Source organism: Anaeromyxobacter sp. Fw109-5, from assembly GCF_000017505.1.
Classification (GTDB): Bacteria; Myxococcota; Myxococcia; order Myxococcales; family Anaeromyxobacteraceae; genus Anaeromyxobacter.
Genome location: NC_009675.1, coordinates 251385 through 275381 on the forward strand (window position 1 = coordinate 251385; position 23997 = coordinate 275381).

The 23997-nt window shown below is 72.7% G+C and carries 20 protein-coding genes; 16 read left to right on the plus strand and 4 right to left on the minus strand.

Features of this window, described 5'->3' with window-relative positions; all coding sequences use genetic code 11:
• Position 1: 1 nt before the first annotated feature.
• Positions 2-307 carry an STAS domain-containing protein gene (locus tag ANAE109_RS01115; RefSeq protein WP_011984543.1) on the minus strand — a complete coding sequence of 102 codons (306 nt, stop codon included), beginning with the start codon at positions 305-307 and terminating at the stop codon, positions 2-4.
• A gap of 256 nt (positions 308-563) precedes the next feature.
• Between ANAE109_RS01115 and ANAE109_RS01120 the strand changes: the two genes are divergently transcribed.
• From ANAE109_RS01120 to rsfS, 9 genes are all read left to right on the plus strand, one after another.
• Positions 564-1235 (plus strand): HAD family hydrolase, encoded by a 672-nt coding sequence (locus tag ANAE109_RS01120; RefSeq protein WP_041448032.1) that lies wholly within the window; start codon positions 564-566, stop codon positions 1233-1235.
• Between the two features lie 174 nt (positions 1236-1409).
• The gene (locus ANAE109_RS01125; RefSeq protein WP_011984545.1) at positions 1410-2669 is read left to right on the plus strand and encodes an MFS transporter; all 1260 of its coding nucleotides are present in this window, start codon (positions 1410-1412) and stop codon (positions 2667-2669) included.
• 9 nt (positions 2670-2678) lie between these two features.
• Positions 2679-3197: a 3'-5' exoribonuclease domain-containing protein gene (locus tag ANAE109_RS01130; RefSeq protein WP_011984546.1), complete on the plus strand. Its 519-nt coding sequence runs from the start codon at positions 2679-2681 to the stop codon at positions 3195-3197.
• Between the two features lie 258 nt (positions 3198-3455).
• Positions 3456-3902: a nucleotidyl transferase AbiEii/AbiGii toxin family protein gene (locus ANAE109_RS01135; RefSeq protein ID WP_041448033.1), complete on the plus strand. Its 447-nt coding sequence runs from the start codon at positions 3456-3458 to the stop codon at positions 3900-3902.
• Between the two features lie 61 nt (positions 3903-3963).
• Complete coding sequence (locus ANAE109_RS01140; protein ID WP_011984548.1) at positions 3964-4581, plus strand: LysE family translocator; 618 nt, start codon at positions 3964-3966, stop codon at positions 4579-4581.
• Between the two features lie 80 nt (positions 4582-4661).
• Positions 4662-5162 (plus strand): DUF2059 domain-containing protein, encoded by a 501-nt coding sequence (locus ANAE109_RS01145; protein WP_011984549.1) that lies wholly within the window; start codon positions 4662-4664, stop codon positions 5160-5162.
• Between the two features lie 46 nt (positions 5163-5208).
• Positions 5209-6342 carry a glutamate 5-kinase gene (proB, locus tag ANAE109_RS01150; protein WP_011984550.1) on the plus strand — a complete coding sequence of 378 codons (1134 nt, stop codon included), beginning with the start codon at positions 5209-5211 and terminating at the stop codon, positions 6340-6342.
• A 5-nt stretch (positions 6343-6347) separates the two neighbouring features.
• Positions 6348-7634, plus strand: coding sequence for a glutamate-5-semialdehyde dehydrogenase (locus tag ANAE109_RS01155; protein WP_011984551.1), 1287 nt, complete (start codon positions 6348-6350; stop codon positions 7632-7634).
• 8 nt (positions 7635-7642) lie between these two features.
• Positions 7643-8218, plus strand: coding sequence for a ribosome silencing factor (gene rsfS / locus ANAE109_RS25455; protein WP_011984552.1), 576 nt, complete (start codon positions 7643-7645; stop codon positions 8216-8218).
• Between the two features lie 40 nt (positions 8219-8258).
• On the opposite strand, the gene ANAE109_RS01165 is transcribed toward rsfS, so the two are convergent.
• Positions 8259-9554, minus strand: a complete 1296-nt coding sequence (locus ANAE109_RS01165) for a CxxxxCH/CxxCH domain-containing protein (RefSeq protein WP_011984553.1) — start codon at positions 9552-9554, stop codon at positions 8259-8261.
• A 128-nt stretch (positions 9555-9682) separates the two neighbouring features.
• On the minus strand, positions 9683-10582 hold the full coding sequence (locus tag ANAE109_RS01170; protein WP_011984554.1) for a DMT family transporter: 900 nt from the start codon (positions 10580-10582) through the stop codon (positions 9683-9685).
• Positions 10583-10713: 131 nt separating this feature from the next.
• Between ANAE109_RS01170 and ANAE109_RS01175 the strand changes: the two genes are divergently transcribed.
• The 4 genes from ANAE109_RS01175 to ANAE109_RS01190 all read left to right on the plus strand — a co-directional run bounded on the left by ANAE109_RS01175 (position 10714) and on the right by ANAE109_RS01190 (position 13892).
• Positions 10714-11412, plus strand: coding sequence for a hypothetical protein (locus tag ANAE109_RS01175; protein ID WP_011984555.1), 699 nt, complete (start codon positions 10714-10716; stop codon positions 11410-11412).
• Positions 11413-11565: 153 nt separating this feature from the next.
• Positions 11566-12948: a hypothetical protein gene (locus tag ANAE109_RS01180; RefSeq protein ID WP_011984556.1), complete on the plus strand. Its 1383-nt coding sequence runs from the start codon at positions 11566-11568 to the stop codon at positions 12946-12948.
• A 5-nt stretch (positions 12949-12953) separates the two neighbouring features.
• Positions 12954-13298, plus strand: a complete 345-nt coding sequence (locus ANAE109_RS01185) for a DUF86 domain-containing protein (protein ID WP_041448709.1) — start codon at positions 12954-12956, stop codon at positions 13296-13298.
• A gap of 138 nt (positions 13299-13436) precedes the next feature.
• On the plus strand, positions 13437-13892 hold the full coding sequence (locus tag ANAE109_RS01190) for a hypothetical protein (RefSeq protein ID WP_041448035.1): 456 nt from the start codon (positions 13437-13439) through the stop codon (positions 13890-13892).
• A 471-nt stretch (positions 13893-14363) separates the two neighbouring features.
• Here the strand turns inward: ANAE109_RS01190 and ANAE109_RS01195 are convergent, their stop codons facing one another.
• Positions 14364-15422: a serine/threonine-protein kinase gene (locus tag ANAE109_RS01195; protein ID WP_011984559.1), complete on the minus strand. Its 1059-nt coding sequence runs from the start codon at positions 15420-15422 to the stop codon at positions 14364-14366.
• A gap of 272 nt (positions 15423-15694) precedes the next feature.
• Here ANAE109_RS01195 and nifJ point away from each other — a divergent pair, with 272 nt between their 5' ends.
• The 3 genes from nifJ to ANAE109_RS01210 all read left to right on the plus strand — a co-directional run bounded on the left by nifJ (position 15695) and on the right by ANAE109_RS01210 (position 23923).
• Positions 15695-19306, plus strand: coding sequence for a pyruvate:ferredoxin (flavodoxin) oxidoreductase (gene nifJ, locus ANAE109_RS01200; protein WP_011984560.1), 3612 nt, complete (start codon positions 15695-15697; stop codon positions 19304-19306).
• A 219-nt stretch (positions 19307-19525) separates the two neighbouring features.
• On the plus strand, positions 19526-20719 hold the full coding sequence (locus ANAE109_RS01205) for an efflux RND transporter periplasmic adaptor subunit (protein WP_011984561.1): 1194 nt from the start codon (positions 19526-19528) through the stop codon (positions 20717-20719).
• Positions 20720-23923, plus strand: coding sequence for an efflux RND transporter permease subunit (locus ANAE109_RS01210; RefSeq protein WP_011984562.1), 3204 nt, complete (start codon positions 20720-20722; stop codon positions 23921-23923).
• Positions 23924-23997 lie beyond the last annotated feature (74 nt).

Genomic DNA, 23997 nt, shown 5'->3' on the forward strand with positions numbered 1-23997 from the left:
TTCAGGCCGCCCCGCTCTCCGGGCCCAGGTCCACCCCCGCGGTGTCGATGTGGAGGTAGCGCAGGAGGCGCAGGTGGTGCTGGCGCAGGCCGCGCACCGCCACGTGGCGCGGCCGCACCGCCAGCACCTGGGCGAGGAACGCGACGCCGAAGTCGTGGAACTCGCGCACGTGGGTGAGATCCAGGTGCACCGGCTCGTCCGCGTCGCCCTCGGCGAGGGCGCGCGCCACGCGCTGTGCGGCGGAGACGTCGAACACTCCCTCGAGCTTGAGCAGCCGCGCCGCGCGCGGTATCGGCCTGCCGTTCATCGGTCCTTCCCCCGGCAGCGCAGCCGCGCCGCCAGCGGCGAGCGTTGGAAGAAGCGTGCCGACGGCGGCGACCCGATCAGGTTGCACGCGCGATCCCCGTAGCTCCGCATTCGGACTCGGGGTCCGGGGCAAATCGGTGACCCGGGCGTCCCGTTTGACGCTGTGTCCGGGCGGCCCCAGGGTCGGCGCGATCGGGCGCTGTCGGGCGCGCATGCAGCGCGTGCCGCATGGGCGAGCAGCGCCCACCTTGCAGGACATGGCGCGGCCTGAGGCGGTCCTCCTCGACGTGGACGGGACGATGGTGGACTCGGTGGACCTCCACGCGCGCGCGTGGCAGGAGGCGCTCCGGAGGTTCGGCCGGGACGTCCCGCTCCCGGAGGTGCGGCGGCAGATCGGCAAGGGCGGCGACCAGCTCGTGCCGGTGTTCCTCCCTCCCGAGCAGCTCGCCCGGGAGGGGGAGGCGCTCGAGCGGTTCCGCGCCGAGCTGTGGCGGCGCGAGTACATGGCGCAGGTGCGGCCGTTCCCGGGGGCGCGCGCGCTCCTGCGCCGCGCGCGAGAGGCGGGGCTGCGAGTGGCGCTCGCGTCGAGCGGCAGCGAGGAGGAGGTCGCGCACAACCGGCGGCTCCTCGACGTCGACGCGCTGCTCGAGGGGTCCACCACCTCCGACGACGCGGCGCGCTCGAAGCCGCACCCGGACATCTTCGAGGCGGCGCTCGCGCGCGTTCGCGCGCCGCCCGAGCGGGCGATCGCGGTGGGCGACTCGCCCTGGGACGCCCTCGCCGCGGGGCGCGCGGGCGTGAGGACCGTCGGGCTCCTCTCCGGAGGGTTCGAGGAGCGCGAGCTGCGGGAGGCGGGCTGCGTGGCGATCTACGCCGGGCCCGCCGACCTGCTCGCGCGCTTCGACGAGTCGCCGCTCGCGCGCGGCTGAACCACGGCTCGCGCTTCGAGAGCGGCATCGCTGTCTCGAACGCCGTCTCCGGGTCGCGCACGCTCGTTCGGAGCGCTCCTCGCGAGCGGTCGCGGCGCCGCGCCGTCCCCGGCGGCCGGGCGGGCGGCGACGCCTCGACTCCGCCGCGCGACTCTGCTTCACTCGCGCGCCAGCATGGCGACCCTCGTCTCCCCCGAAGCCGGCGCGCCCGCCGGCGCGCGCTCGGTGCTGAACGCCGCCGTGATCGTCGCGGCGCTCGGCTACTTCGTCGACATCTACGACCTCATCCTCGTCTCGATCGTGCGCAAGCCGAGCCTCACCGCCCTCGGCGTCGCACCCGAGCTGCTCCTCACCGAGGGCTTCTCGATCCTCAACTGGCAGATGATCGGGATGCTGCTCGGCGGGATCGTGTTCGGGGTGGTCGGCGACAAGCTGGGGCGGCTGCAGATCCTGTTCGGCTCGATCACGCTCTACTCGCTCGCGACGCTCGCGAACGGCTTCGTCACGGACCTCTCCACCTACAAGGTGCTGCGCTTCGTCGCCGGGCTGGGCCTCGCCGGCGAGCTCGGGGCCGGCGTGACGCTCGTGTCGGAGATCCTGCCCGCCCGGCTGCGCGGGTACGGGACCATGATCGTCGCCTCGGTGGGGGTCTCCGGGGCGGTGGCGGGGAACCTCGTGGCGAAGTGGCTCGACTGGCGCTGGGCGTACTTCGTGGGCGGCGGGCTCGGGCTCGTGCTCCTCGTCCTGCGCATCAAGGTGCACGAGTCGGGGATGTTCCGGAAGGTGGCGCGGCAGGCGGGGATCTCCCGCGGGGACTTCTTCTCCCTGTTCACCGACCGCGAGCGCTTCACCCGCTACCTCGCCTCCATCCTCATCGCCGTGCCGATCTGGTTCGCGAACGCGATCCTCGTGCTGGGCGCGCCGGAGTTCGCGCAGGCGCTCGGCGTGACCGGGCCCGTCTCGGCCGGTGACGCGGTCATGTTCTTCTACGGCGGGCTCGTGGTGGGCGACGTGGCGAGCGGCTCGCTCTCGCAGCTCCTGCGCAGCCGCCGCCGCGTGGTGCTCCTCTTCCTCTCCCTCCTGGCGGCGGCGATCGCGGCCTACTTCCTCGCCGGCCGGGGCGCCTCTCCGGGGCTGTTCCTCGCGCTGTGCGGGCTCCTCGGCGTGACGAGCGGCTACTGGGCCATCTTCGTCACCATCGCCGCCGAGCAGTTCGGGACGAACATCCGCGCCACGGTCGCGACCACGGTCCCGAACTTCGTGCGCGGCCTGGTGGTGGTGGTGACCTCGACGTTCGTGTGGCTGCGGCCGCAGGTGGGGCTGGTGGGCGGCGCGCTGGCGGTGGGCGCGATCTGGTTCGCGCTCGCCCTCGGCTCCGCGCTCCGGCTGCGCGAGACCTTCGGCATCGACCTCGACTACGTCGAGCGGGACTAGGGAGGGACCATGTCGCTCTACGTGGTGGACGTCGAGGCGGACGGCCCGATCCCGGGGAAGTACTCGATGGTGTCGCTCGGCGCGGTGCTCGTCGAGCCGGGGCTCGGCCGCACCTTCTACGGCCGGACGCGCCCCATCGCCGACGCGTTCCTCCCCGACGCGCTGGCGGTGTCTGCGACCACGCGCGAGGAGCACCTTCGCTTCGACGAGCCGGGCGAGGTGATGGCCGCCTTCGAGCGCTGGATCCAGGAGACCACGCGGGGCAAGCCGGTCTTCTTCTCCGACAACCTCGCCTTCGACTGGCAGTTCGTGAACTGGTACTTCCACACGTACCTGGGCCGTAACCCCTTCGGCTGGAGCGGCCGGCGCATCGGCGACCTCTACTGCGGGATGGTGAAGGACGCGTACGCACAGTGGAAGCACCTCCGCAAGACCGGCCACGACCACCACCCGGTGAACGACGCCAAGGGGAACGCCGAGGCGCTCCTGGCGATGATCGACATGGGGCTGAAGCTCACGGCGCGGTGAGCGGGGCTGATCCGGAGGCCAGGGTCGCACCACATGGGCCGCTCGAGGAGCTCGCCGAGGTGCCGGCGCCGGGTCAGGGCGGTACAATGCTCTCCGTGGACCGGCACGAGACACGGGCGGGGGCGACGAGCCGGGTGATCCGGCTTCACGAGGACGACGGCGCGTTCGACCGAGCATTCTGGTCTTCCGTCCCGGCGTCGCGTCGCCTCGAGTCCGTCTGGGAGCTGGTGCTCGAGTACCTCGCGTGGCGGGAGCCCGATGCCGGTCAACCCCGACTTCAGAGATCTGTTTGCCGCGTTGAACGCCGAGCGCGCTGAGTACCTGCTCGTCGGCGGCTACGCGCTCGCGGTTCACGCGGCGCCGCGCTTCACGAAGGATCTCGACGTGTGGGTCGCCCCGACGACCGCGAACGCGGTGCGCGTCCGGGCAGCGCTGGAGCGCTTCGGAGCGCCGCTGGCGGACCTCCGCGAGTCGGATCTCGCGACCCCAGGCATCGTCTTCCAGATCGGTGTCCCTCCGAACCGGATCGACGTGCTCACCGCGATCGACGGCGTCACGTTCACGGAGGCCTGGCCGGAGCGCATCGAGACGACCTACGGCGGCGAGCCCGTCCCGGTCATCGGCCGGCTCCAGCTCATCGCCAACAAGCGCGCCTCGGGGCGACCGCAGGACCTCCTCGACGCCGAGATGCTCGAGCGCGGCTGAGGCGCCTCGCGGGCCTCCACCTGCGCATCAGCGCGAACGCCCTCGACGCGGACCCGCTCTCGTGATCTCTCCCGCCGCCCTGACGCTCTTCCTCACCGGCGCGACCCTCGGTCTCTCCGCCGCCGCGCAGCCCGGGCCCTACCAGGCCTACTTGCTGGCGCAGTCGCTGCGGAACGGCGCCGCCCGCACCCTGCCGGTCGCGCTCGTGCCGTTCGTCTCCGACCCGGCCGTGATCGCGGTCGTGCTGGTGGTCCTCGCCCAGGTGCCGGCGGGGTTCCTCCGCGTCCTCCAGATCGTGGGCGGCGCGGTGGTGCTCTGGCTCGCGGTGGCGACGCTGCGGGCCGCCCGCGCCGGCGGCCCGGTCGAGGGGAGGGCGCCGCCGCGCGGGTTCGTGCGGGCCGCGGTCGTGAACCTCACGAACCCGAACGCCTGGATGTTCTGGAGCCTCGTGGGCGGGCCGGTGCTCGCCGAGGCGTGGCGCGACGCGCCGGTGCGCGCGCTCGCGTTCCTCGCCGGCTTCTACCTGTTCCTCACCGGCGGCAACTTCGCCCTGGTGGGGCTCGCCTCGGCGGCGAGCCGGCTCGGCCCGCGCTTCACGCGCGCGCTCGGGCTCGTCTCCGGCGCGGCGCTGCTCGCCTTCGGCGCCTGGCAGATCGGGCGCGGGCTCGCGGGGGCGTGACGCGCCTTCACGGAGGGAGCGTCCCGGCTCCACGCTCCGTGCTAGGATGCCGCGTCACCTCACCCGCTCCGGAGCTCGCCATGCCCCGCCTCGCGCTCGTCGCCGCCCTCCTGCTCTCCCTCGCACCCTCCGCCCGCGCCGGGACGCCGGCGCCTGCCGGACGCGCCGCCGCCGCCGTCGAGCTCGCGCGCTTCGCGCTCCCGAGGGCGACCTGGGATCAGACGCTGGCGGCGGTGCTGGGTCAGATCGAGCAGCAGGCGGCGAGCGGAGGCTCCGCGCTCCCCGCCGGCTTCTCGGAGGCGCTGCGGGAGGAGCTCGGGCAGCTGTTCTCGTACGAGGAGATCCTCGACCTGCAGGCCGGCCTGCTCGCGAAGCACTACACCGAGGCGGAGATGCAGCAGCTCGTCGCCTTCTACCGGACCCCGCTCGGACAGAAGACGATCCGGATCATGCCCGAGGTGGCGGCGGACGCGATGGGGCAGGTCCAGGTGCTCATGGGGCAGCGCGTGCCCGCCATGATGGAGCGGCTCCAGAGGCGCTTCGGACCGGAGGCGGCGAAGGCGAAGGCCGGCGCGAAGTGAGCGGCCGGTGCAGGGGCCGGGCCTGATGGGGTAGGCTCTCGCCCCCATGCGCAGCGCCCTCTCCCGCACGAAACGGCTCGTCGTCAAGGTCGGCACCGGCACGCTGACCGACCCGAGCGGCCGGTTCGACCGGGCGAACTGCGCCCGGCTCGGCGCGGAGCTCGCCGAGCTCGCGCGGCGCCGCCGGGTCGTGCTCGTCTCCTCGGGCGCGGTCGCGCTCGGGGCCGAGCGGCTCGGGCTCGCCCGCTCCCGTGGCAAGCCCTGGGACATCCCCACCAAGCAGGCCTGCGCCGCCGTCGGCCAGCCGCACCTCATGGCCGCCTGGGGCGACGCGCTCGGCGCGCACGGCGTCACCGTCGCCCAGGTGCTGCTCACCGCGGACGACCTGGCGTCGCGCAAGCGGTTCCTCAACGCGCGGCGCACCTTCGACAAGCTCCTCGAGGCGGGCGTCGTGCCGGTCGTGAACGAGAACGACACCGTCGCCGTGGACGAGATCAAGGTCGGGGACAACGACACGCTCGCCGGGCTGGTGGCGGGCTGCGTCGAGGCCGAGCTCGTCGCGATGCTCACCGACGTGGAGGGGCTCTACGATCGGAACCCGTCGGAGCCGGGCGCCAGCCTCCTGCACGACGTGCCGCGGGTGACCGGCGAGATCGAGCGCATCGCGGGCGGCGCCGGCAGCGAGCGGAGCGTCGGCGGGATGGCCACCAAGGTGAAGGCGGCGCGCCGCCTCGGCGCGCAGGGCGTCACGACCGCCCTCCTCTCCGGCCGCCGGCCCCGGGCGCTCGCGGCGCTCCTCGCGGGCGACCGGGTGGGGACGGTCTTCGCGCGGGGGGCGGCCCGGCTCACCTCTCGCAAGGGCTGGCTCGCCGCGGCCGCCAAGGGGAAGGGCGTCATCGTGGTGGATCCCGGCGCGCGGCGGGCGCTGACCGAGCAGGGGCGGTCGCTGCTCCCCTCCGGGGTCAGGGCGGTCGAGGGCCACTTCGGCGTGGGGGATCCGGTGGACATCGCGGTGGACCCCGCGAGGCCGTTCGCGCGCGGGCTCGCCGGCTACGGCGCCGACGAGGTCCGCCGCATCGCCGGGCTGAAGACGGGCGAGATCGAGCGGGCGCTCGGGTATAAGTACCTCGACGAGATCGTCCACCGGGACGATCTCGTCGTCCTCGAAGCCCGGGAATGACGGCCATGAGACAGCCTGCGAGCGAGGGGCTCGCCGCCGAGATGCGGCGGCTGGCGGAGGCGTCGAGCGACGCCTCGCGGGCGCTCTCGCGCGCCCAGCCGCGCGCCAAGGACGAGGCGCTCCGCGCCGCCGCCGACGCGATCGGCCGCCGGGCGAAGGAGATCCTCGCCGCCAGCGCCGAGGACGTCGCCGCCGCGCGCGCCGCGGGGCAGTCGGCCGCCTACCTCGACCGGCTCGCGCTCGACCCGAAGCGGCTCGACGGGATCGCCGCGGCGCTGCGCGAGGTCGCGGCGCTGCCGGATCCGGTGGGCGAGGTGACCGCCACCTGGCGGCGCCCCAACGGCCTCTCCGTGAAGAAGGTGCGCATCCCGCTCGGCGTCGTGCTGATGGTGTACGAGGCGCGGCCGAACGTGACGGTGGACGCCGCGGCGCTGTGCGTGAAGAGCGGCAACGCCGCCATCCTCCGGCCCGGCTCCGACGCGCTCCGCTCCTCCCTCGCGCTCGCCGCCGCCTTCGCCGAGGGGCTCGCCGCGGCGGGGCTGCCGGCCGCGAGCGCGCAGGTCGTCCCCACCAGCGATCGCGAGGCCACCTTCGAGCTGCTCCAGCTCGACGACCTCATCGACCTCGCCATCCCGCGCGGCGGGCCGTCGCTCATCCGCGCCGTGGCGGAGCGGTCGCGCGTCCCGGTCGTGAAGCACTACCAGGGCGTCTGCCACCTGTTCCTGGACCAGAGCGCGCCGCTCCAGCAGGCCATCGACCTCGCGCTGAACGGCAAGGTGCAGCGCCCCGCCGTGTGCAACGCGCTCGAGTGCCTCCTCGTGCACCGCGAGGCGGCGGGGCGGCTGCTGCCCGCGGTCGGGCGCGCGCTCGTCGACGCGGGGGTCGAGCTCCGCTCGTGCCCGACTTCGACGACCATCCTCGCGAGGGCCGGCGTGCCCGCGGTGACGGCCGCGCCGGACGACTACGGCAAGGAGTTCTCGGACCTGATCCTGGCGGTGCGCGTGGTCCACGACCTCGACGGCGCGCTCGATCACATCGCCCGCTACGGCTCGCTCCACACGGAGGCGATCCTCACGCGGGACCTCGCGAGCGCGCGCCGCTTCGAGCGCGAGGTGACGGCGAGCGCGGTCATGGTGAACGCCTCGACACGGTTCAACGACGGCGGCGAGCTCGGCCTGGGAGCCGAGATCGGAATCTCGACGACGAAGCTCCACGCGTTCGGCCCGATGGGCCTCGCCGAGCTCACCACCCAGAAGTTCGTGGTGGAGGGCGACGGGCAGGTGCGGAGCTAGGGGAAAGAATGGCGATCAAGAAGAAGGCGACGGCGAAGAAGACGGCGAAGAAGACGAAGCCCCTGAAGAAGACCGCGAGGTCCCGTCAGGCGCCCGCGCGCGGCGGGAAGGAGCTTGCCCGGCGCCGCGGCCCGGCCCCCGTATCGCAGGCCTTGAAGCGCGTGCCCCGCGCCGCGAAGAAGCCGGCCGCCTCGGCGGGGGGCCCCGTCTCGGCGGCGCCCGCCGCCGCGCCGCAGCCGGATCACGCCCGCCCGACCGCGCTCGCCATCGCGCACGCCGGCCTCGACAAGAAGGCCGAGGAGGTCACGGTGCTCGACGTGCGCGGGCTCACGAGCTACGCCGACTACTTCGTGGTCATGACCGCCGACTCCGACCGGCAGGCCTCGGCCATCGCGGACCACGTCGAGCAGACCATGAAGGCGCAGGGCGTCTCCAAGGTCGGCGTGGAGGGCTACGAGACCGGGCGCTGGATCCTGGTGGACTACGGCGACGTGGTCGCCCACGTCATGAACCGCGAGTCGCGCGGCTTCTACGATCTCGAGGGGCTCTGGGCGGACGCGCCGCGGTTCGCCGTGGAGGGGTAGGGCCTCCCTCCCCGGGCGCGAGGCGAGCCGCGCGCCTCCCTCAGAACATCGAGTGGCAGCGGTCGCAGGAGACGGACCGCACGTAGGGCTCTCCCCACTGCAGAGGGGGATACCCCGCGTTCACCATCGACTGCCTCCCCAGGTGGCAGCCCACGTTCGAGCAGGTGCGGGTGGCGGGATCGTAGCTCGCCTGCTCGAGCGAGACGGTCAGCACCTCCTTCCCGGTTTCGGTCAGCCGGATCTCGCTGCCGGGCGGCAGCTCCCAGCCGATCATCGAGACGTTGAACGGGCTCACGTAGTAGGGCGCGATCGGCGCGGTCGTCGCGAGCGCCGGCAGGCCCGTCACGTAGCCGTCCGGCAACGCCGAGCGCCGGTCGAACGCGACGTCCGGCCGGCCGTTCACGTGGCGCAGCGGCAGCACCGCACCGCCGGCCGCGGGAGCGCGCAGCCCTTCGCCGTGGCAGGTGACGCACTGGGTGCGCGCCCAGCTCGGATGCGAGAGGCGCGCGGGGTCGCCGCCGTCGAGCGCGTAGTCGCCGCTCGTGTCGAGGTAGTAGAAGCCGCCCGGCGTCGTGTGCGCGGGATCCACGGTCTCGAAGTGGCAGGTCTGGCAGGTGATGGGCGCCGCCGCGAAGCCCGCGGTCGGGCTGCCGTGGAGCGGGTAGTGGTAGGGGCCCGGCATGCCGGCGTAGTGACCCCACTCCCAGGCGAGGCTCCCGTCCTCGGCGAGCTGGATATGCGAGTTGGGGGCGGCGCTCGTCGCTCCCGGGCCGGACGACGCATAGCCGGGAGGGTTCCCGTGACAGCCGCCGCAGCCGAGCGTTCCCGGCGCCGCGGTCCAGGCGGGCGTGGCGCGGTACTCGAGCTGCGCTTCCGGGTGACCCTGCCCGCTCGAGTGGCAGTAGACCCCGCTGCACGAGCCGGACGCGCTGTCCCAGCCGGCCTGCGGCGTGTTGCGCGCCTTGATGACGTCCCCCGCGACGAGGGGAACCGGTGGCGTGAGCACGACGTCGGGGAGCCCGTCGTCTCCGAGGTCCGCCTCGTGCGCGGCCTCGTCGACGGGGTGGCAGTGGCCGCAGCCGAACGCGTAGCGCGTCCCGCCCGTCGCCACGTCCTCGAGGACGCGCAGGTCGCCGTACGCGAGGCCGTCGAGCGCCGCCGGCGCCACGTGCGCGAGGTGCGCGCCGGTCGCGGGAGGCGCGGCGTGACACGTGTCGCACGGACCGGCCTCCACCCGCTGGCGCCGAGGGAGCGGCGCGCGGGACTCGCATGCAGCGGCGACGAGCAGCGTGACCGCCGCCGCGCGGAGCGCGACGCCAAGCGTGATGCGCGCCATCGAAACCCTCCCGGTGCAGCCCCCGGACGGGATTCTCGGGCAACCACGCCAGCCGCGCCAGTTCTCGGGGAGGCGGCCCTCGCCGTCTCGGCGCGCCACCTGTACGAGATCGCGCTCACGCTCGTGCATCAGGCGCCGCCGTCGGAGGTGCGCGGGGCGTCGCGCGTGGCGAGCGCGGCGGCGGCGAGCACCATCGCGCCGCCGAGCGCGAGGTGCCAGCCGAGGGACTCGCCGAGCAGGAGCGCGCCCAGCGACACCGCGACCGTCGTATCGAGGAGCGGCAGCGCGCCGATGGCGGCGATGGGGACGCGCGGCACGAGCCAGTAGAGGCCGATGTAGGTGAGGGCCGTCCCGAAGACGGCGAGGTAGGCGAGCGCGGCGAGCGCGGCGGGCACGTACGCGGCCGGGCGTCCCGACTCGAAGACGAGCGCGGCGACGAGGAGCACGACGGCGCCCACGAAGGTCTGGCCCGCGGTCATGGCGAGCGGCGTGACGGCGACGAGGTGGCGGCGCACGAGCACGTTCGCGATCGCCACGACGATCGAGGCCGAGACGATGAGGGCGCTGCCGAGCGCCAGCTCGCCCGAGCCCTCGAGCGAGCCGAGGTGTGGCCACTGCAGCACCGCGATGCCCGCCACGCCGAGCGCCGCGGAGGCGAGCTTCGCCGGGGTGAGCCGCTCTCCGGGGAGGAACACCCGGGCGAGCAGCGAGATCCAGACGGGGAAGCTCGCGAAGAGCAGCGCGGCGAGGCCGGAGGGCACCCACTGCTGCGCGACGAACATGAGCCCGTAAGGGATGGCGATCTGGAACAGCCCGACGACCGCGACGCGCGGCCCCACCTCGCCCGCGAGCACGCGCCAGGCGCCGCCGCGGAGCGCGAAGGGCGCGAGGATCGCCGCCGCGAGCGCCATGCGGATCCCGGCGAAGCGCAGGGGCGGGAGGTGCTCGAGGCCGATCCGGATGACGGCCCAGGTCGAGCCCCACAGGAAGGCGATGGCGACGTAGACGAGGACGATGCGAGCGCGCACGGGGGCGCATCCTAACCGCTCGCCCGGCCGGCGGCCGGGCGCCGGCACGGCGCGCGCCGCGGCACCAGCGGCGGGCGTGCCGCTCCGCCCACGGGTCCTGTCCCTATCTTTAGAAGCGAAGGGGGTTTCACATGACGCGCGCGCTCTCGCTCTCGCTCGCCGTCGTCGCGGTCGCCGCCTCGGCGTGCGCCACGTCGAGCAAGGAGAATCAGTTCAGGCCGGTCGCCCAGGAGGACGTCGGGCGGCTGTCCGCGCAGCAGATGGCGCCCATCAGCGCGGCGCGCCAGGACCTGGCGCGCGCGAACGACGAGCTCGCGCGCGCCAAGCTCCGGATGGCGGAGGCGAGCCGCGACCGGGGGCTCTCGGAGGCGGAGAAGACGGCGGTGCAGGCGGATCAGCAGCGCGCTGCGGCGCTGAGCAAGGAAGCCGACGCGTCGCGCGAGCCCGCGAAGCTCGCGGCGGCTCGGCAGGCCGCGGCAGCGGCGCAGCTGCGTCAGCGGGCCTCGGAGGCGCACCAGGACTACACGGCGAAGATCATCGCCGCGCGCGAGGCGGAGGTGCGCGCGGCCGAGGCTCGCGTCGCGGAGATGCAGGCGCGCCTGGATCAGGCGCAGCTCGCCGCGCTGCAGCAGGCCGGCATCCCGGCGGCGACGAAGTACGACCCGGCGAGCTTCCAGCGCCGGGTGGCCGAGGCGGCGGGAGCGTCTCAGCGGGCGCAGACCGAGCTCGCGCGGGCCATGGGCGCCGCCCAGCAGTCCGAGAACCAGTGGCGCGCGCTGAGCGAGCAGCTGCGCGTCCCGCAGCAGGGGACGGCGACCGGGGGTCGGTGAGCGCCTGACGGCGCCGGTGCGGCCGCGAACGGGGCGCGGGGCGGCCCGCGGTGCGCGTGGAGCGCTCCGCCGCCACCAGCACACCTTGGGGCGAGCCCTCGCAGGCGAACCGCCGAGCGTCGCGGCGGTGTAGGCGTGGAGGCGGAGGCGCCCATGCCGCTTTCCGTGTTCGTCGCCCTCGCGCTCTCGGCCGGGGCGCCGTCCGCGCCCGGCGCGTGCGGCTGCCCGGATCCCGAGACGGCGCCCACAGGGCTACTCTGGCGCGGGGCGGGCCCGCTTCCGCCCGGCGAGCTCGCGCGCCTCGCCGCGCCCATCGTGTGGTTCTCGCGGGACGAGCCGCTCGTCGTTCCGGGCGCGACGCCGCCGCCCGATCCCCACCCGTGCGACGCGGAGGCCCCGCGCGACTCACCCGTCGTGTACTGGTCCCTCGATCGCGTCCAGCTGCGTGGCACCGACCAGCTCGCCCGACCCGTGGAGGAGGACGCGCGCCTCATGGAGCGGGCCGTGAGCGCGGTGTTCCGCTTCTTCTTCTATTACCGGGAAGACGTCGGGGTCGGTCACCATCCGAACGACATCGAGCTCGTCGACGTCACGGTGAACCTCGTGCGCGAGTCCGGCTGCTGGGAGGCGCGCGTGCGATCCGTGACCGGGTTCGCGCACGGGGTCGACTGGTACTCGAACGAGCTCGCCGTGCAGCCCGACACGCGGCTGCCCATCACCATCCTCGTGGAGGAGGGCAAGCACGCGAGCTGTCCGGACCGGAACGCGGACGGGATCTACACGCCCGGATACGACGTGAACCGCCGCATCAACGACGCGTGGGGGGTGCGCGACGTGATCGGCTCGGGGTTCCTGCTCTCGAGCGGCTACGCCGCGTCGATGACGAAGCCGCGCACGCCCATCGAGCGGGTGCTCCCGCCGGAGCCCGGGCCGCCGTGCGCGACGGGGAGGCGCTCGTCCGTGCGCGACCCCGACGCGGCGCTGGGCCGCTACGTGCTCCGGCCCGCCCGCGAGGTGCCGATCTGCCTCCAGGCGCCGGAGCCTCGCGCGCTCGAAGCCTCCATGCGCCGCAACCACTTCGGCCTCGATCACGAGGCGCCGCAGCGCTGGTTCGAGCTCGGCGACGCGCTCGAGCAGCCCATCAACGGGACGGAGAGCCTCGTCCCGAGCATCGCGCTCCGCTGGGACGGCGGGCTCGGCTTCGCAGCGCTCTTCCGCGGCCTCGACCTCCGCGAGCTGTACCTCGTGCCGCGGCTATCGTTCGTGGGCGTGGCCGACGCGCTCGAGCTGCTCGTCACGAACTCGGCGGCGCGCTTCGCGAGCGGGTACGCGAGCGCCGGGGTGGCGCGCGAGGAGTCCGAGTGGCGCTTCGTCTCGGAGGCGGGCCTCAAGCTCCGCGTCACCGCGAAGGGCTGGCAGCGCGTCCTCAGTCTCGGCTATCAGTTCGCGGGCCTGCGCGTCGGCGTACGCTCGAGCGGGTTCGACCCGCTGGAGGACCTGCGGTTCGTCGCGGAGCTGGGGGCGGGAGTATGGTGAGCCCGATGTCTGCCCGGGACGATCGGGTGCGGCTGAAGCACATGCTGGACGCGTCGCGCGTCGTGGAGGCGTTCGCCGCGGGCCGCACGCGCGAGGACCTCGATCGAGACCTCCAGCTGACGTTCGCCCTCGCGCGCGCCGTCGAGATCGTCGCGGAGGCGGCGAAGGACGTCTCCGAAGAGCGGCGGATGCACCATCCCGGCGTCCCCTGGCGCGCGATCGCCGCGACGCACCACCGGCTCGTGCACGATCCGCTCGCCCTCGACCTCGACCGGCTCTGGCACATCGTCTCCGTCGACGTGCCGGTCCTCATCCCGCACCTCCGGGACGCGCTCGGCGAGACGCCCTGAAGGCGGGCGCCGCGGGTCGCCTCGGCAGGTCTGCGTGACGTGCGGGAGCCGGCGCGCGACGCGGGCTCGTCTTGCGAGAGGTGGGGGAAGGGGATTACTCTCGGTCGAAGCCGAGCGCGGTGCGGGGACACCTTCGCGATGAGCAGACTCGCCACGAGCAAGTGGGTCACCACGAAGCGCTCCGGCCGCTTCCTGGACCTGATCGTAGGGCTGTTCACGGCGCTGCTCTTCTTGATCGCGCTGGCTCTGGGGCCCGGCGTTGGCTGCGATCCGTGCGTAAACTCGGTGATGTCGGAGGCGAGCTCTCCTTCGGGTGATCACCGCGCGGTCGTCTTCTTGCGTAACTGTGGCGCGACGACGTCATACAGCGTGGAGCTGTCGATACTGCGGGGAGACGAGCGGCTGCCGACGTGGAAGGGAAACGCATTCAGCGCCGACGCTGGTTACAGCGATGCCCCGCTGAAGCTCGAGGTTCACTGGGACTCGGACCAGGCTCTGACCGTCAGGCACGATCCACGCCTGCGTCTCTTTCAGAACGAGGCGAAGGTTGGCCCCATCGGCCTGAGGTACGTGGCGGCGGAGAGCGCTCCGTGACTCAGGCGTCGAGCGATTCGGCCGCCACGGAGGGCGCACGGCCCGGTTCGACGGGCGGGCTCCTCGGCACCGTGAGCCGAATCGTCGGAGCGCTCGACCTCCTCCTCGCGTCCATCCTGGCGGTATTCCAATGGGCCGCGATGGTGTGTGCTCCGGCGGCTTATCAAGCCAGTTCGACCGAACCGGAAGATCTCGTAGGTGTTGTCGTCTGGAGTGCCTTCCTGGTACCGGCAATTCTTTCTGCCGGGGTCTCCGGACTCATTTTGCTGAGACGTAGGACGACTGCTTCAGTAACGCCCCGTGCGGCCTCATGGCTGTGCGTAGGGCTCGCGGTGCCCTCTGCGGCCATGTGGGTGGGTTCCATTGCTGCAGGCGACCGAGAGTTGAGGATCGCCATGGTGCTACCCACGGGATTGTTCGTCCTCTCTGCGTGGCTCCTGCGCCGGATGGACGGGGCAGTTCCCTAGCTCCTCAGATCCTCACCACCCACGCCGCCACCCCCGCCGCCAGCGCAAGGATCAACGCCAGTCCGATACGGAACGGCGCGCGGCGGCGGATGGGGAACTCGGCGGCGGTGGCGGAGCCGCGCACGTCGGCGATGCGGGTGGCGCGCAGGGTGGAGAGGTCGAGCTTGGAGAGCGCGACCTCCTCGGTGGCGTAGCCGCGGTTGGCGAGGAGGGCGACGAGGCGGGCGCGCGGGTGGACCTCGCGCCCGACGAGCCGCGCGGCGGTCGCGTCGAGCACGCGCGCGAGCGCGCCTGCGGAGGCGATGCGCGCGGCCGGGGTCCTCGAGAGGCAGCGCTCGATGGCGTGCGCGAGCCGGCGGGGGCAGTCGGGGGCGAGGGCGCGCACCTTCCTGAATCGGCCGCGCGCGATGGCGGCGAAGAGCTCCTCGGCGTTCTTCCCGCGGAAGGGCTTCTCGCCCGTCGCGAGCTCGTACAGCGTGACGCCCAGCGCCCACACGTCTGCGCCCGGCCCCTCCTCCTCGCCCGCGAGCACCTCCGGCGCCATGTACGACGGGCTCCCCACGAGCATGCCGGCCTTGGTGAGCGACAGGTCGTCGGCGCCCTTCGCGATGCCGAAGTCCATGAGCTTCACCTCGCCGTCGCGCGAGACCATCACGTTCGCCGGCTTCACGTCGCGGTGGAGGAGCCCGTTGAAGTGGACGTAGTCGAGCGCGTCGGCGATCCGCGCGCCGATCACGGCGACGCAGTCGGCCGGCAGCGCCCCGCCGGTCGCGAGGACGCGGGCGAGGTCCGCGCCGTCCACGAGGTCGGTCACCAGGTAGAGGCCGTCGTCCTTCTCGACCAGGTCGTGCACGCCGACGATCGCCTCGTGCCGGAGCCGGGCGTACGCTCGCCCTTCTCGACGGAACCGCTCCACAATCTCCTTCGAGCGGGCGAGCTTCGTGTCGAGGGACTTCACCGCGACCGTGCGCTCGAGGCCGTCCTGGTACGCCTCGTACACGACGCCCATGCCGCCACGCCCGATTTCACGGACGATCCGGCTGGTCCCGACCTTGCGCACCATGGCGGGGGAGCTTGCGACGCCGAGGACCCGGCGTGCAAGCGGGCGGCTGGACGCGGATGTAGGACTGACGCCGAAGTCATGCCGAAGCGATACCGGAGCGACCCGGTCCTGGAAGAACCTCGCCGTTGCGAGGGGTTGTCGAGGGGGTCGGGCGATCTGCTACAGTCCCCCGTTCCAGCGCAGGTCCCGGATCGACACGAAGTAAACCCGCTCGGCACTGCCCAGCGGCGCGAACGCGCGCGCCGTGGCGCGCATGCCCGAGGAGTCAACCGATGGCGAGCAGGCGCATGGTGACCATGGACGGCAACGAGGCCGTCGCGTCGGTCGCCCACCGGATCAACGAGGTGATCGCGATCTACCCGATCACCCCCTCTTCCAACATGGGTGAGTGGGCCGACGAGTGGTCCGCCAAGGGCCAGAAGAACATCTGGGGGACGGTGCCCTCCGTCTCCGAGATGCAGTCGGAGGGCGGCGCGGCCGGCGCGGTGCACGGCGCGCTGCAGGCGGGGGCGCTCACGACGACCTTCACGGCGTCGCAGGGCCTGCTCCTCATGATCCCGAACATGTACAAGATCGCGGGCGAGCTGACCGCGTTCTGCATGCACGTCAGCGCCCGCTCGGTCGCGACGCACGCGCTCTCGATCTTCGGCGATCACTCGGACGTGATGGCGGTCCGCCAGACCGGGTTCGGGCTGCTCTCCTCGGCGTCGGTGCAGGAGGCGCACGACTTCGCGGCCATCGCGCAGCGCGCCTCGATGCTCTCGCGCGTCCCGTTCCTCCACTTCTTCGACGGCTTCCGCACCTCGCACGAGGTCGCGAAGATGGAGGAGCTCACCGACGACGACCTCCGCCAGATGATCCCCGAGGAGCTCGTCGCGGCGCACCGCTCCCGCGCGCTCACGCCGGACAAGCCGACGGTGCGCGGCACCGCCCAGAACCCCGACGCCTTCTTCCAGGCGCGCGAGGCGTGCAACCCGTTCTACGCGGAGGCCGCCGACCACGTGCAGGAGGCGATGGACCACTTCGCCAAGATCACGGGCCGCCGCTACAAGCTCTTCGAGTACGTCGGCCACCCGCAGGCGGAGCGCGTCATCGTCGCGATGGGCTCCGGGTGCGACACCATCCAGGAGACCGTCGAGCACCTCGTCGCGAAGGGCGAGAAGGTCGGCCTCGTGAAGGTGCGGCTGTTCCGGCCCTTCGACCTCGGCGCGTTCATGACCGCCTTCCCGCGGACCGTGCACCACATCGCGGTGCTCGATCGCACGAAGGAGCCGGGGTCGCTCGGCGAGCCGCTCTACCAGGACGTGGTCACCGCGCTGCGCGAGGCGGAGCAGGCGCACATCGACCGCTTCCACCACCAGCTCACCGTCATCGGCGGCCGCTACGGCCTCTCCTCCAAGGAGTTCACGCCGGCGATGGTGAAGGCGGTCTACGACGAGCTCTCGAAGGCGCGCCCGAAGCGCCACTTCACCGTCGGCATCAACGACGACATCGGCCACACCTCGCTCAAGTACGACCCGGCCTTCGACACCGAGCCGGCCGACGTGGTGCGCGCCCTGTTCTACGGCCTCGGCGCGGACGGCACCGTCGGCGCGAACAAGAACTCCATCAAGATCATCGGCGAGGACACGCCCAACTTCGCGCAGGGCTACTTCGTCTACGACTCGAAGAAGTCCGGGTCGGTGACCATCTCGCACCTGCGCTTCGGGCCGCGGCCGATCCGCTCCGCCTACCTCATCTCCAACGCGAACTTCGTCGCCTGCCACCAGTTCGGCTTCCTCGAGAAGTACGACATGGTCGAGCAGGCGGTGCCCGGCTCGACGTTCCTGCTCAACTCGCCGTACGGGCCCGACGAGGTGTGGCAGCACCTCCCGGCGGAGGTGCAGGACCAGATCCTGCAGAAGAAGCTGAAGCTCTACGTGATCGACGCGTACAAGGTGGCGCGCGAGACGGGCATGGGGGTGCGCATCAACACCATCATGCAGACCTGCTTCTTCGCCATCTCCGGCGTGCTCCCGAAGGACGAGGCGATCGGGCACATCAAGAAGACGATCGAGAAGACCTACGCGCGCAAGGGGCCGGAGGTCGTCCAGAAGAACTTCGCCGCGGTGGATCACACCCTCGCGCACCTCTTCGAGGTGAGCACCGCGGGTCGGCAGGTGAGCGGGAAGCCGCGCCCGCCGGCGGTGGCGGAGGTGGCGCCGGACTTCGTGAAGCGCGTCACGGCGCTCATGCTCGCCGGCAAGGGCGACCAGCTCCCGGTGTCGGCGTTCCCGGTGGACGGCACCTGGCCGACCGGGACGTCCAAGTGGGAGAAGCGCTCGATCGCCCTCGAGCTGCCGGTGTGGGAGCCGAGCCTCTGCATCCAGTGCAACAAGTGCGCGCTCATCTGCCCGCACGCGGCCATCCGCCCGAAGTTCTTCGCGCCGGAGGCGCTCGCCGCCGCGCCGCAGGGCTTCGTGACGATGGACTTCAAGTCACCGGACGTGAAGGGCAACAAGTACGCCCTCCAGGTGTCCCCCGACGACTGCACGGGCTGCACGCTGTGCGTGGAGATCTGCCCGGCGGAGTCGAAGACCGAGAAGGGCCACAAGGCCATCAACATGAAGGACGCCATGCCGCTCAAGGAGAAGGAGCGGACGAACTGGGCGTTCTTCCTGTCCATCCCCGAGGCGGACCGCACCCGCGTGAAGCTGGACGTGAAGGGGACGCAGTTCCTCCAGCCGCTGTTCGAGTTCTCCGGCGCCTGCACCGGCTGCGGCGAGACCCCGTACCTGAAGCTCCTCACCCAGCTCTACGGTGACCGGGCGATCATCGCGAACGCCACGGGCTGCTCGTCCATCTTCGGCGCCAACCTGCCGACGACGCCGTACACGCAGGACGAGGCGGGGCGCGGGCCGGCCTGGGCGAACTCGCTCTTCGAGGACAACGCCGAGTTCGGCTTCGGCATGCGGCTCGCCATCGACAAGCAGGCCGAGCACGCGAAGGAGCTCCTCGCCAAGATGGGCACCGTCGTGGGCGACGGGCTCGTCGAGGAGATCCTGAAGGCCGAGCAGGGCGACGAGGCGGCGATCGAGAGGCAGCGCGCGCGCGTGAAGCTCCTCAAGCAGAAGCTCGCCGCGGTCGACACCTTCGAGGCGCGCTGGCTCTACAAGATCGCCGACTACCTCGTCCGCAAGTCGGTCTGGATCGTGGGCGGCGACGGCTGGGCCTACGACATCGGCTACGGCGGCCTCGACCACGTCATCGCGCAGGGCCGCGACGTGAACATCCTCGTGCTCGACACGGAGGTGTACTCGAACACCGGCGGCCAGGCGTCGAAGGCGACGCCGATGGGCGCGGCGGCGAAGTTCGCGACGGCCGGCAAGAGCCTGCCGAAGAAGGACCTCGCCATGCTCGCCATGACCTACGGCCACCCCTACGTGGCGCGCGTGGCGCTCGGCGCCAAGGACGCGCAGACCGTGAACGCCTTCAAGGAGGCGGACAGCTACACGGGGACGTCCGTCATCGTGGCCTACGCGCACTGCATCGCGCACGGCTACGAGATGTCCGACGCCCTCGGGCAGCAGGAGAAGGCGGTCGAGTCCGGCTACTGGCCGCTCTTCCGCTACGATCCGCGGCGCGTCGCGAACGGCGAGAGCCCGCTCAAGCTCGACAGCCCCGCGCCGAAGATCGACCTCGCGCGCTTCGTCGAGAACGAGACCCGCTTCCGGCAGGTGGAGGCGTCGAACCCCCAGGGCTTCGCGAAGATGCTCGAGCAGGCGCAGAAGGACGTGCGCGAGCGGTACGCGCTCTACGAGCAGCTCGCCCGCGCGATGAACCCGGCGAACCTCGTGCCCGGCGCCGCCGCCGCGGACGGGAAGCCGCCCAAGGCGCGCGCGTAGCCGGCTCCCACGGACGCACGACGGGCCCGATCCGCTCCGGCGGGTCGGGCCCGTTCCCATTCGTGCGCCCGCCGGGGGAGGCGCCGCGGAAGCGGCGGATCGCGCGGGCGGATTCCCCGCCCCCCCGATCGGACTCGCCTTTCGCCCCCCGAACGGACATAAGGAGGGCGTCCGCCCGTATGGGCGGTTTCTTCTTTTGTTCTACTGGAAGGGCAGACGATGGCGGGTCGATCCCATCGGATCTCGGCGCTCGTCGCGGCCTCGACGCTCGCGCTCGGCGCATGCAAGGGCGGCGGCGGCGAGCAGGCCGCGGCGCAGCCGGAGCCGGTCACGCTGGCGCCGGAGAACGTCACCACCGTGACGGAGCGGACGCTGCAGTCCGGCCCGGACATCTCCGGCACGCTGCGCGCCCGGCGCGCCGCCGCGCTGCGCGCGGAGGTCGGCGGGACGGTGCTCGAGGTCCTCGCCGAGGCGGGCGAGCGGGTGAAGCCGGGCCAGCTCCTCGCGCGCGTCGACGACACCGCGCTGCGCGACGCGCTCATCGCCGCACGCTCCGGCGTGAGCGCCGCGAAGAACACGCTCCAGGTCGCGGAGGCGAACGCGAAGCGCGCGCGGACGCTCGCCGAGGCGGGCGCCTTCGCCGCCCAGCAGGCGGAGCAGGCGGAGGCCGCGCACGAGGGTGCCCGGGCGCAGCTCGCCGACGCGCGGGCGCGCCTGGTCCAGGCCGAGCAGCAGGTGAGCAAGGCCCGCGTCCGCGCGCCGTTCTCCGGCGTCGTCTCCGAGCGGCAGGTCTCCGTCGGCGACGTCGTCGCGCCCGGCGCCCCGCTGTTCACGGTCATCGACCCGACCCGCCTGCAGTTCGAGGCCTCGGTCCCGGCCGCCCAGGTCGGGCTCGTGCGGCCGGGCGCGCGCGTGGACTTCACCGTCACCGGCTTCGACCGGGTCTTCGAGGGCGCCATCGAGCGGGTGAACCCCGCCGTCGATCCCGCCACGGGGCAGGTGCGGGTCTACGTGGACGTGAAGAACGAGAACGGCCAGCTCATCTCCGGCCTCTACGCGCACGGGCGCGTGGCGGCCGAGAGCAGCACGGGCCCCTCGGCGCCGGCCGCGGCGGTGGACGACACGAGCAAGCCGCCGACGGTGATGCGCGTCTCGGGCGGCAAGGTGGAGCGCGTGGAGGTGCAGATCTCGGTGCACGACGACGTGACCGGCGCGGTGGGCTTCCGCGCGGGCGTGAAGCCGGGGGACGTGCTCGTGCTCGGCTCGGCGCGGGCGACGCTCGCGGAAGGCGCTCCGGTGCAGGTCGCGCCGGCGGGCGCGGACCAGGGCTCCCGGGCGCAGCCGGCCCCGGAGTCCGGGGCGCCCGCGGAGACGGGGGGCGGCGCGCAGGCGTCGGACGGCGGGGGGCGGTAGATGCTCATCTCGGACTTCGCCATCAAGAAGCCGATCGTCACCGTCACGGTGATGCTCGCGCTCGTCATCTTCGGGCTCATCGCGCTCGTCGCGCTCAAGACCGACGAGTTCCCCGACGTGCAGCCGCCCGTGGTGGCCGTCACGATCGTCTACCCCGGGGCGTCGCCGGAGACCGTCGAGCGCGAGCTCATCGATCCGATCGAGGACGCCATCTTCTCGATCAGCGGGATCGACGGCGAGCAGACCACCGCCTCCGCCACCGACGGCCTCGCGCAGTTCATCGTCTTCTTCGACTTCGAGAAGGACCTGCAGGAGGCGACGCAGGACATCCGCGACGCCATCAGCGAGAAGCGCGCCGACCTGCCGCTGGAGATGGAGGAGCCGATCATCACGCGGTTCGATCCGGCCGACGAGCCGATCGTCTCGCTCACGCTCACCTCCGGGTCCATCGACGTCCCGTCGCTGACGCGGCTCGCCGACGAGGTGGTCTCGCGCGAGCTGCGCGCGGTGCAGGGGGTGGCGGACGTGCGGCTCGTGGGCGGCCGGAAGCGCGAGCTCACGGTGGAGCTGAACCCGCAGGCGATGGCCGCCGCGGGCGTGTCGGCGAGCGACGTGGTGGGCGCCCTCCAGGCGCAGAACCTGGCCGCGCCGGTCGGCAGGGTGAACACGCCCCTCGGCGAGCAGTCCATCCGGCTCAGCGGGCGGCTGCAGACGCCCGACGAGTTCGCGGCCATCGCGGTCGCGACGCGCGGCGGGCAGGTGGTGCGGCTCGGCCAGCTCGGGAGCGTGAAGGACGGCGCGGAGGAGCCGCGCACGCTCGCGCTCTACGACACGTCGGAGGCGGTCGGCCTCGAGGTGCTGAAGACGAAGGGCTACTCGACCACCGCGGTGGCCGACGAGATCAAGGCGCGCGCGAAGGCCCTCGAGCCACGGCTGCCGAAGGCCGCGAAGCTCCAGGTCGTGCAGGACGCGGGCGAGCGCGTGCGGCGCTCGGTGAACGAGGTGCAGACGACGCTCGTGGAGGGCGCGCTCCTCACCGTGCTGGTGGTGTTCTTCTTCCTCAACTCCTGGCGCTCCACGGTCATCACCGGCCTCGCGCTGCCGGTCTCCGTGCTGGCCGCGTTCATCAGCGTGTGGATGTTCGGGTTCACCCTCAACACGATGTCGCTCCTCGGCCTGTCGCTCGCGATCGGCATCCTCATCGACGACGCCATCGTCGTGCGGGAGAACATCGTCCGGCACATCGAGCTCGGCGAGGACCACACCACCGCGTCGTTCAAGGGCACCGACGAGATCGGGCTCGCGGTCGCGGCGACCACCTTCTCGATCGTCTCGGTGTTCGTGCCGGTGGCGTTCATGTACGGGGTCGCCGGCCAGTGGTTCAAGCCGTTCGCCCTCACCATCGCCGCCGCCGTGCTGGTCTCGCTGTTCGTGTCCTTCTCGCTCGACCCGATGATGTCGGCCTACTGGCCCGACCCGCAGATCGAGAAGGGCCAGGCGCGCGGCCCCGTCGGGCGCGCGCTCGGGGCGTTCAACGCCTGGTTCGACCGGCAGGCCGATCGCTACAAGGGGGTCGTGGCGTGGGCCCTCGATCACCGCTGGACGATGATCGCGCTGGCCGGGCTCTCGTTCTTCGGGGCGATCTTCCTGCAGGGCGCCTTCGGCGGGGCGGGCTTCGTGCCCATCTCCGATCGCAGCGAGGTGAACCTCATCGTCCAGACGCCGCCCGGCTCCTCGCTCGACTACACCCGCGCGAAGGTGGAGGAGGCGAACGCCATCGTCCGCAGCCACCCCGAGGTGAAGTACGTCTACTCCTCCATCGGCACGCCCATCCCGCTCCAGGCGCCGGGCGTGGACCAGGCGCTCGTGTACGTGCGGCTCGTACCGAAGGCGGACCGCGCGCGCTCGCAGGAGGAGCTCGGGACCACCCTGCGCCGCGAGCTGAAGCGCGTCGCGGGCGCGGAGATCTCCGTCTTCACGAGCGGCTTCGGCGGGGCGTTCAAGTCGATCCAGCTCGAGCTGCGCGGGCCGGACTCGCGCGTGCTCGCCCAGTACGCGGAGAAGGTGAAGGCGGTCGCCCAGGCCGTCCCCGGCGCCGTGGACGTCGGCCTCTCCACGCGCGGCCAGAAGCCGGAGCTGGAGGTGGCGGTGAACCGCGGCCTCGCGGGCAACCTCGGCGTCACCGTCGGCCAGGTCGCGCAGTCGCTCCGCATCGCCTTCGCCGGCCTCGACTCGGGCGACTGGGTCGACCCGACCGGCGAGACCCGCGACGTCATGGTGCGGCTCGCGCCAGAGGCGCGCGAGCGCGCGGTGGACCTGCGCCAGCTGCCGCTCGTCCTGCACCCGCAGAACGGGGGCAACCCCCAGGTCGTGCCGCTCGGCCAGGTGGCCACGGTGCGGGAGGGCCTCGGGCCCGCCCAGATCGCGCACCTCGACCGCGAGCGCGTCATCAACATCCAGGGGAACGTGGCGGGCCGCTCGCTCACCGAGGTGGTGCAGGACATCGAGCGGCGCCTCGGGGCCGAGGTGAAGCTCCCGCCGGGCTACACCATCCGTCAGGGCGGCGAGTCGCGCGACCAGCAGGAGGTGTTCATGCGCGTCGGGCTCGCGCTGCTGCTCGCGGTGCTGCTCATGTACCTCATCCTCGTCCTGCAGTTCGGGTCGTTCCTCGACCCGCTCGCGATCCTCCTCTCCCTGCCGCTGTCGCTCATCGGCGTCGTGGGCGCCCTCCTCCTCACCGGGGACACCCTCAACATCATGAGCCTCATCGGCGTGATCCTGCTCTTCGGCATCGTCGCGAAGAACGCGATCCTGCTCATCGACTTCGCGAAGTGGGCGCGCGAGGAGCGGGGCATCTCGATACGGGACGCGCTCGTCGAGGCCGGCCGCATCCGCCTGCGCCCGATCATGATGACGAGCGTCGCGATCATCGCCGGCATGATCCCGGTGGCGCTCGGGGCGGGAGAGGGCGGCGACTTCCGCGCGCCCCTCGGCCGGGCGGTGATCGGCGGCGTCATCACCTCGACGCTCCTCACCCTGCTCGTCATCCCGACCGTCTACGAGATCATGGACTCCTTCCGCGAGCGGGCGCTGCGGGGGTTCCGCCGCCTGCTGGGGGGCGGCCGGGGCGGGGGGAACGGGACGAGCGAGCCCGCGCCGGCGCCTCACGCGCGCGCGGGCGGGGTGAGGCGCGAGCTGGAGTAGGGGCACCGTCGCTCGGGCGCGGTCACCGCTCGTGCCGGGACGGTCGAGGCACGAGCGGGAACGTCCGCGCGCCT